The organism is Hydrogenovibrio sp. (genome assembly GCF_049975065.1).
Taxonomy (GTDB): domain Bacteria; phylum Pseudomonadota; class Gammaproteobacteria; order Thiomicrospirales; family Thiomicrospiraceae; genus Hydrogenovibrio.
Genome location: NZ_JBNGDN010000001.1, coordinates 124342 through 132812 on the forward strand (window position 1 = coordinate 124342; position 8471 = coordinate 132812).

Annotated in this window: 6 protein-coding genes and 1 tRNA gene; 6 read left to right on the plus strand and 1 reads right to left on the minus strand. The window is 52.3% G+C overall.

The genetic code is table 11. From position 1 onward, the window contains the following. Positions 1–55: 55 nt before the first annotated feature. Positions 56–1012 (minus strand): thioredoxin-disulfide reductase, encoded by a 957-nt coding sequence (gene trxB / locus ACP5D0_RS00630; protein WP_472363612.1) that lies wholly within the window; start codon positions 1010–1012, stop codon positions 56–58. A 307-nt stretch (positions 1013–1319) separates the two neighbouring features. On the opposite strand from trxB, the gene ACP5D0_RS00635 reads away from it, so the two are divergent. The 6 genes from ACP5D0_RS00635 to ACP5D0_RS00660 all read left to right on the plus strand — a co-directional run bounded on the left by ACP5D0_RS00635 (position 1320) and on the right by ACP5D0_RS00660 (position 8275). Further along, complete coding sequence (locus ACP5D0_RS00635) at positions 1320–3914, plus strand: DNA translocase FtsK (RefSeq protein ID WP_472363613.1); 2595 nt, start codon at positions 1320–1322, stop codon at positions 3912–3914. Between the two features lie 103 nt (positions 3915–4017). Further along, a complete protein-coding gene (lolA, locus tag ACP5D0_RS00640) occupies positions 4018–4665 on the plus strand; it encodes an outer membrane lipoprotein periplasmic chaperone LolA (protein ID WP_472363614.1) in 648 nt (215 codons plus the stop codon). Between the two features lie 19 nt (positions 4666–4684). Beyond that, complete coding sequence (locus tag ACP5D0_RS00645; RefSeq protein ID WP_472363618.1) at positions 4685–6040, plus strand: replication-associated recombination protein A; 1356 nt, start codon at positions 4685–4687, stop codon at positions 6038–6040. Then, positions 6040–6438 (plus strand): fluoride efflux transporter CrcB, encoded by a 399-nt coding sequence (crcB, locus tag ACP5D0_RS00650; RefSeq protein WP_472363615.1) that lies wholly within the window; start codon positions 6040–6042, stop codon positions 6436–6438. The genes ACP5D0_RS00645 and crcB overlap by 1 nt, the downstream gene beginning before the upstream one ends. Positions 6439–6482: 44 nt before the next feature. After that, positions 6483–7769, plus strand: coding sequence for a serine--tRNA ligase (gene serS, locus ACP5D0_RS00655; RefSeq protein WP_472363616.1), 1287 nt, complete (start codon positions 6483–6485; stop codon positions 7767–7769). Positions 7770–8184: 415 nt separating this feature from the next. After that, positions 8185–8275, plus strand: a tRNA-Ser gene (locus ACP5D0_RS00660). Positions 8276–8471 lie beyond the last annotated feature (196 nt).

Here is an 8471-nt window from a genome sequence, read left to right on the forward strand (position 1 = left end):
TCACCGAATTCGCCAAGCTGTCGGCGAATTCGGTCACGAAGGTTAAGCGGGGAGATCAGGCCTGGTGATCAAGGTGATCCAAGTATTTTTCAGCGTCCAAGGCCGCCATGCAGCCTGCGCCGGCAGACGTGATGGCTTGCTTGTAGACTTGATCCATGACATCCCCTGCTGCAAAAATGCCCGGGATGGACGTTTGCGTGGCATTGCCTTGCAAGCCGCTTTGCACTTTCAAGTAGCCGTGATCCATGTCCAGTTGCCCGTCGAAAATACCGGTATTCGGCGTGTGACCGATGGCAATGAAAACGCCGGCCACGTCGATTTCTTTGGTGTCGCCAGTTTGCGTGTTTTTCAAACGCAATCCGGTTACGCCCATGTTGTCGCCCAGTACCTCTTCCAAGGTGCTGTTGTATTCGATGGTGATGTTGCCATTTTCGGCTTTTTCTTTCAATTGGTCGGCGAGGATCTTTTCCGAGCTGAAGCTGTCGCGACGATGCACAATGGTGACTTCCGCGGCGATGTTGGACAGATACAAGGCTTCTTCCACGGCGGTGTTGCCGCCGCCAATGACCGCCACTTTCTGGTTGCGGTAAAAGAAACCGTCACAAGTTGCGCAAGCGGAAACGCCTTTGCCTTTAAAGGCTTCTTCGGATTCCAAACCGAGGTATTTGGCGGAAGCGCCGGTGGCGATAATCAGCGCATCGCAGGTGTACTCACCGCTGTCACCAACCAGTTTGAATGGGCGCTGTTGCAATTCGGCGGTGTGGATGTGGTCGAAAATGATTTCGGTTCCGAAACGTTCGGCGTGTTTTTGCATGCGCACCATCAAGTCCGGGCCGGTCAGACCTTCCACGTCGCCCGGCCAGTTGTCCACTTCGGTGGTGGTGGTGAGCTGGCCGCCTTGTTGCATACCGGTAATCATCACCGGTTCCAAGTTTGCGCGCGCCGCATAAACCGCAGCGGTGTATCCGGCGGGGCCGGATCCAAGAATCAATAGTTTACAATGCTTTGACATGGTTTCTTCCTTGTAACGGGTTGCATGAGTCGATCGAAATGCCGTGGCGACCGTTGCCATTCGGGCACTGCCAAGCCAATTGAGCCGCGGTGCAATAGAATCAACAGCCACCTTCAAATATGCTAGAATTCTAGCAGTTTTTGACGCGTCATTGCAGTTTTTATAACACTTGGCACCGCCATCTAAGGTGTCGGGAAACCTTGATTTTTGTCAGGTTTATGGCGTATTCACTTTAATCTGTCGGGCGCGTAACGTGCGCCAGTGTTACTTCAGCATTCCGAACCATAATCAGGTGAAATCAAGCGGTATGGGATTCAAACAACCAAAATCCTCTCAGGCAGCCGACTCGAAAGGTGCAAAATCGTCCGAAAAACAATCCGCCACATCAACGCAGGGCAAGTCGTCTTCAAACGGCGCTCATTGGGTTTTGAAAGATGCGATTTTGCTGGCGTGCATCGGGCTATCCGCCTTTCTATTTATTGTGTTATTCAGTTATCAGCCGAGTGATCCGGGGTTTGATACGGTCAATGAAGGCCAGATGGTGCAAAATTATGGTGGTCGCACCGGCGCTTGGGTGTCTTCATTTATTTTGTATATTTTCGGTGTTTTCGGATTTGCCCTGCCATTCGGACTGTTTGTGGCCGGAATCGTCACCTTAAAGATTCGCGCCGGGTCCGAAATGGACTATGCACGCTTTTTATTCAGTGTCAGTGGTTTGGTATTATTCATCTTATCCGGAGCAGGGCTGGCGGCTTTGTATCTTGAGCCAAATAACCGTCTAATTGAATTGCCATTTTCCGGCGGCGGTGTTTCCGGTTACGAAGTCAGTGCTTTCTTGGTGGATAAAATTGACCTGCTGGGTGCCACCTTGGTGTTGTTGATTGTATTTGCGATGGCGTTCAGTCTGTTGACCAGTTTTTCTTGGATTACCATTGTCGATTTTACCGGACTCTGGGCGTGGAAACTGATCGATCGAGTGCAGCTTCGGTTGCAGGCGTGGTGGGCGAAACTTCGGCAGCAACAAGCCGCTAAGCAGGCCGCCAAGCAGGCGGCGAAACGCCAAAACCAGGCTGAACAAGCCAATGCCGCCAAGACGTTGCCTTCGAAATCTCCCGTCGGGGCGACGGGTTCCGGTGCCGATGGCGAAGGGTCGTCCCTGCGAAAAAATAAGCCGAAAGTGGTTGAAACTCTGGCTGAGAAGGTGAAGGCGAAGAGTCGGGCGCTGTTGGAAAGCTACGGCGATGAAGTCGAAGCGGAAAAGCCTAAAAATGAGCCTTCCATTGATTTGGGGCATTTGGACGATGTGGCGGCCAAGCCAGAACGAAATGACGTCGCCGATTCCGGCAAGGTTTCTAATTCGGTGAAAGTCGGGAAAAAGGCGGTTGCCAGCCGTCATGCACCCTTGCCCGCCGGTGGTGCCTTGCCGGGGGTAGAGTTGTTGGACCCGGTGCCCGAGTATGAAGAAGGTTTTTCCGAGTCGGAATTGACCGAGCTGTCCGAACTGCTGGAACAACGGTTGAAGGAATTTGGTGTGGTGGTCAGTGTGGAAGCGGTGCAGCCTGGGCCGGTGGTGACGCGCTTTGAAGTCTTGCCGGCACCCGGTGTTAAAGTCAGTCAGATCAATAATCTGGCCAAAGATTTGGCGCGGGTGTTATCGGTGAAGTCGGTGCGTGTCGTGGACATTATTCCTGGAAAATCCGTGGTGGGCATTGAAATTCCCAATGCCGAGCGTGAAGTAGTCAGTTTCCGCGAAGTGATTTCCTCCGATGAATTCCAAAAATCCAAATCACCGCTGACCGTGGCGCTGGGCAAGGACATTGCCGGTAAGGCGGTGGTGGCAGACATTGCTAAAATGCCGCATCTGCTGGTGGCGGGCACCACCGGTTCCGGTAAGTCGGTGGGGGTGAACAGCATGATTTTGAGTCTGTTGTATAAGAGCACGCCTGAAGAAGTACGCTTGATTATGGTGGATCCGAAAATGCTGGAATTGTCAGTCTATGAGGACATTCCGCATTTGTTGACGCCCGTGGTCACGGATATGTCTGAAGCGGCCAATGCTTTGCGTTGGAGCGTGTTTGAAATGGATCGTCGTTATCAATTAATGGCCAAACTCGGGGTGCGTAATATCGCTGGGTACAATGCCAAGGTCAAAGGCGCAATCGAAAAAGGTGAACCGATTCTAGACCCTTTGTATCAGCAGCCGGCGAATTACGGTCACGAAATGAGTGAGCCACCGCCGACGTTGGAGCCGTTACCTTACATTGTCGTGGTGGTGGATGAATTTGCCGATATGATTATGGTGGTCGGTAAAGAAGTGGAGCAACTGATTGCCCGTATTGCGCAAAAAGCAAGAGCGGCGGGGATTCATTTGATTTTGGCCACTCAGCGGCCGTCGGTGAACGTGATTACCGGTTTAATCAAAGCCAATATTCCAACGCGAATTTCGTTTATGGTCAACACCAAAATCGACTCGCGCACCATTCTCGATCAGGGCGGTGCCGAGCAGTTGCTGGGCATGGGCGATATGCTGTTCATGCCGCCGGGCACTGGCAGCCCTAAGCGAGTGCACGGCGCCTTTATGACCGATGAAGAAGTTCACAAGGTCGCCGATTTTGTGAAATCTCAAGGGGAGCCGCAGTATCTGGAGGTAATTACGCAAGGGATGCCGCAGGACAATAACGATACACTGGCCGAAGACGCCGAACAGGATTTGCTTTACGATGAGGTGGTGGCGTTTGTGGTGGAAAACCAGCGTGTGTCGGTGTCGTTGGTGCAGCGTCAGTTTAAAATCGGTTACAACCGAGCGGCGCGCATTGTCGAAGCCATGGAATCATCTGGCGTGGTTTCGTCGATGAAGTCCAATGGCAATCGGGACGTGCTGGCACCAAAATCGCATGACTGATCGTGAAGAAAGCCATTCTTCCGTGAGGAAAGTCATTCCAAGAATTGACCAGGCCTGGCGATTTTCCGCAAAGGCACTGGCGGACTTAAAAAGGATAACAACAATGAAATTGCCGTTGTCACGATGGGTGGGGGCACTGTGGGTCGGGCTCCTGTGGATGAGCATGGCTCAGAACATTTGGGCGGCAAAATCCGAGATGGCTGTGCTGGAAAGGTTTGTGGCGTCGCTGCACACCTACAGTGCCGAGTTTGAACAGACCCAACCGGACGAAGCCCTGTTTGAAATGAACCGTTCCAAGGGCTATTTCGTTATGCAGCGTCCTGGGCGATTGCTTTGGGTGTATGAATCGCCAGATGAGCAGAAAATCATTTCCGACGGACGCAATGTCTGGGTGTACGATGTCGATCTGGATCAAGCCACGGTGCGACCGCTCAGTTCGGTGGAGGCGGATTTTCCGCTGAGTTGGCTGATTTATCAAGAGCCGCTTGCTGAACGCTTCGATATTATTCCGGGTGAGGTACGCAACGGCGAAAGCTGGTTTAATCTCAAGCCGAAAGACGGCACCTTTTTTCAAAGTTTAGAGGTGGCAATTGCTCATGGCCAAATGACGCAAATCTGGATGTACCAGTCGCCGGAAAACGTTACCAAGGTGCGCTTTCGGGACATTCAACAGAATCAGCCCGTTCAGGCCAGTCGTTTCGACTTTGTGCCGCCCAGAGGTGTGGATGTCATTGGTCAGCCATTACCTTAGGGGGATAGAGACTAACGTCATGGAAACCCACGTTTATCAACCGCTTTCCGACCGTTTGCGGCCGCAGGCACTGGACGAATTTGTCGGGCAGACGCACTTGCTCGGGCCGGGGCGCGCCTTGTCAAAAATGTTCGAATCTGGGCGCATGCATTCGATGATTTTCTGGGGGCCGCCGGGCACCGGAAAAACCACTTTGGCGCGGTTGATTGCCAAACAATCCGGTTTGCAGTTTTTGAGTTTGTCTGCGGTGTTGGATGGCGTGAAGGACGTGCGTGCCGCCGTCGAGCAGGCCAAACTGCATCGTTCCCAATTTCAGGAAGGTTCGTTGCTGTTCGTGGATGAGGTGCATCGTTTTAATAAAGCCCAGCAAGACGCCTTTTTACCCTTTGTGGAAGACGGCACTTTTGTGTTCATCGGTGCCACCACCGAGAACCCATCGTTTGAGTTGAATAATGCCTTGTTATCGCGGGCGCGGGTGTATTTCTTGCGCTCGCTGGACGACGAGGATTTGGCGGAAGTCTTGGACCGCGCCGTCCGCTTGATGAGCGATGAAATGGCGCAAACGCTGGTGTTGGAAGACGCGGCCAAGCAGTCGCTGATTCAGTTTTCCGACGGTGACGCGCGTCGTTTGCTGAACTTGTTGGAACAGGCGGTGGATTTTGCCGAGTTCCGTGAAGAAGAGAAGACACCACACCCTGAAGGGTATAAAGGTCGGGTGGTTTTGACCGAAGCCAATTGCCGTGAGGTGGTGCTGGGCGGCGTGCGGCGTTTCGACAAAGGTGGCGAAGCCTTTTACGATCAGATTTCCGCCTTGCATAAATCCGTGCGCGGTTCCGACCCGAATGCCGCCTTGTATTGGCTAACACGGATGTTGGACGGTGGCGTGGATGCACGCTATTTATCACGCCGTTTGATTCGCATGGCCAGTGAAGACATTGGCAATGCCGATGTGCGTGCCTTGGAAGTCACGGTGAATGCGGCGGAAGCCTATGAACGGCTCGGTTCGCCGGAAGGGGATTTGGCGCTGGCGCAGGCAGCGGTTTATCTGGCGGTGGCACCGAAATCCAATGCGGTGTACATGGGGTATAAAGCGGCCTTGAAGGACATTAAAGAACACGGTTCCTACGATGTGCCGTTGCATTTGCGTAATGCACCGACCAAGCTGATGCAGAACATGGGCTACGGCGAAGGCTACCGTTACGCCCATGACGAACCCGACGCTTACGCCGCCGGTGAATGTTATTTTCCGGAAGAAATGCGGGAACGCGATTATTATCAGCCCGTTAATCGGGGGCTGGAAATTAAAATCTTAGATAAGATGCAACGCCTCAAACAAATGGACGCGCAATCCTCAATCAAACGGAGAGAAATCTGATGCAAACGCTGCACATTGGGCAGTTGATCGCCGTTGGGCTGGGCGGTTCTTTAGGGGCGATGGCGCGGTTTGTGGTGTCCAATCAGGTGCATCACTGGTTGGGTCGAGACTTTGTTTGGGGCACCTTAACCGTTAATGTATTCGGCTCGTTTATTCTCGGACTCTTGACCATTCTGATGATTGATAAGGTGCAGTTGTCGGTGGAAATGCGCTCTTTTTTGATTGTCGGTTTCCTCGGAGCCTTCACTACTTTTTCGACGTTCTCGTTTGAAACCTATTCGTATCTACAAGCCGGCGAGGTGACCAAAGCCATGCTCAATATTGGGGTGAGTGTTGTATCCGCTTTGCTGGCGGTGTGGCTGGGGATTTTAACTGGCAAACATTTTTTCAGTGCGTAGAATATGAACCCAATTTCCTTTTATCAATTGTTAGAGATGATTCCATGTTAGATTCAAAATTGCTGAGAGCCGATTTGCAAACGGTGGCCGAAAAACTGAAAACGCGCGGCTTCGATGTCGATGTGGCACGCATTGAGGCGCTGGAAGCCCAGCGTAAAGAACTGCAGGTGAAAACCCAGGATCTACAGGCCGAGCGTAACAGCCGTTCAAAAGGGATCGGTAAGGCCAAGGCGGCGGGAGAGGATATTCAACCGTTATTGGACGAAGTGGCGAACCTTGGCGACCAGTTGGAAGAAGCAAAAACCGCATCCGACGCCATTCAAGCCGAGCTGGAAAACATCTACGCCAGCATGCCGAATTTACCGCATGATTCCACGCCGGAGGGTGCATCCGAAGACGATAATGTGGAACTGCGCTGCTGGGGGCAGCCGCGTGAATTCGATTTCGACATTCAAGACCACGTTGATTTGGCCGAAGCGCGCGGCTGGTACGATAACGACGCGGCGGTGAAAATCACCTCATCCCGTTTCTCGGTGCTGAAAGGGCCAATGGCGAAACTGCAACGCGCCTTGACCCAGTTTATGCTCGACACCCATGCCGAAGCCGGTTACGAAGAAGTTTATGTGCCGTTTCTGGTGAATCAGGACAGTCTCTACGGCACCGGCCAGTTGCCGAAATTCGAAGCCGACTCCTATAAGATCGACAAACATGAAGAACACGATACCTCGGATCGCGATTTGTATTTGATCCCGACCGCTGAAGTGCCGGTGACGAATTTATTCCGTGACGAAATCATCGACGAAGCACAATTACCGTTAAAACTGACGGCGCATACGCCGTGTTTCCGTTCCGAAGCCGGTTCCTACGGGCGCGATACCAAAGGCTTGATTCGTCAGCACCAGTTCGAAAAAGTCGAGATGGTGCACATCGTCCATCCTGATACGTCTTACGAAGCACTGGAAAATCTGACACAACAGGCGGAATCCATTCTGCAGAAACTGGAGCTGCCTTATCGAGTTATGGCGCTCTGCAGTGGCGATATTGGGTTTTCCGCCGCGAAAACGTATGACTTGGAAGTGTGGTTGCCTGGGCAGCAGGCCTATCGTGAAATTTCGTCCTGTTCCAACTTTGAGGATTTTCAGGCGCGCCGCCTAAAAGCGCGTTTCCGTACCGGGCAAGACAAGCCGCAATTGGTGCACACTCTGAACGGTTCCGGCTTGGCTGTCGGGCGCACGCTGGTGGCGGTGTTGGAGAACTATCAAAACGAAGACGGTTCCGTTACCGTGCCGGAAGTCTTGCGTCCGTATTTGGGCGGCGCAGACTGTTTATAACCACCGAAAGGGCTTGCTAGCCCTATTCGTCAAACTTGGCAAACAGCGCTATCATTCTAAGCAAAAACGCAGTCACCCTGAGCGGAGTCGAAGGGTCTCAAGCGGGTTTGCACGGCTTGATCGGTTTGTGTTTGTCGGTTTGAGATCCCTCCACGTCGGTCGAGATGACAGTGGGGTGCTTGGGGTGATACGCTTGACCGCCCAAAAAACTCAAAAAACTCTGTGTCTTCGTGTCTCAGTGGTTCAAAAAACCAATTCCCCAGGCCTGGCAAATATAACCGCCCCTATTTTTTTACTGAATGTGAGTCCAGCGGCCAACAATTGGGGTGCAAGGGGTGAAGTTTGTAAAAAAGAGTAAAAAAACACGTTAAGGCTTGCAATTATCCGGCAGCCTTCTATAATACGCACCTGTTTTGGTGGACTGGCTGAGTGGTTGAAGGCGGCGGTCTTGAAAACCGTTGTAGGTTTGTAGCCTACCTGGGGTTCGAATCCCTAGTCCACCGCCATTTCATTTCAAAAGCTGTGATGTTTGACGGCTTTTAAAATTGCGATGGGAAAAGGCATTAAAAGCACTGAAAATGGCTTGACAAAATGTTCTTAACTCCCTAACATACGCAGTTCATTTCGATATGCGCCCGTAGCTCAACTGGATAGAGTACTCGGCTACGAACCGAGCGGTTAGGGGTTCGACTCCCTTCGGGC